1 protein-coding gene and 1 pseudogene are annotated in these 608 nt (G+C 47.0%); one reads left to right on the top strand and one right to left on the bottom strand.

The window, feature by feature from the left end; all coding sequences use genetic code 11:
• Positions 1-331: YbaK/EbsC family protein (locus R7Z49_RS26175; RefSeq protein WP_318112582.1), on the top strand; the 331-nt coding region annotated here is incomplete at its 5' end.
• 56 nt (positions 332-387) lie between these two features.
• Here R7Z49_RS26175 and R7Z49_RS26170 read toward each other — a convergent pair.
• Positions 388-608: pseudogene (locus tag R7Z49_RS26170) on the bottom strand (23S rRNA pseudouridine(2604) synthase RluF); the annotation flags it as partial.

The following is a 608-nucleotide window of genomic DNA, read 5'->3' as shown; positions in this document are numbered from 1 at the left end:
GTTGTTTTGCCTTAATGGCGAGCCCAAAAACTTGGCAGTAGCCATCATTCCTGTGGATCAAAAACTGAATCTAAAATTGGCAGCCAAAGCAGCAAAGGGTAAAAAAGCCGACATGGCAGACCCAGACATCGCTCAAAAGACAACGGGCTATGTAGTTGGGGGCATTAGTCCACTTGGACAAAAGAAAGCGTTGCCAACCTTTCTACATGAAAGTGCAAAAGAACAAGAGACGATTTGTGTGAGCGCGGGTAAACGAGGCTTAGAAATTGAGCTTGCTCCGCAAGATCTTGTGGCTTTGACCAGAGGGCAGTTTGCCCCATTATGCTTGTAAGCCAGTTTGGGTTGAATGACCAACAAAGAAAAAGGACGCGAAAGCGTCCTTTATTGTTATTTTTTGAGGCTTAATGTGCCACTAGTGCGTTTTGCCGGTTTACTTGTCGTATTCGGATTGACGTAATGCTGCTTCGGTTTGCTCGGTGTTTGAGGCTTGTTTTGCGGTCTGCCATGCTCACCTTGTGGCTTCGCACGTTCACCTTGAGGTTTCGCTTTGTAATGCTCTTTCGCAGGGCGTGAGTTTTCATCATCACGTTGACGGCGCTTTTGCTGGC

The sequence above is a fragment of the Vibrio sp. 1562 genome (assembly GCF_033340155.1).
Classification (GTDB): domain Bacteria; phylum Pseudomonadota; class Gammaproteobacteria; order Enterobacterales; family Vibrionaceae; genus Vibrio; species Vibrio alginolyticus.
Note: the sequence above shows the minus strand (reverse complement) of the source record. Positions and strands in the feature narration are given on the sequence as shown.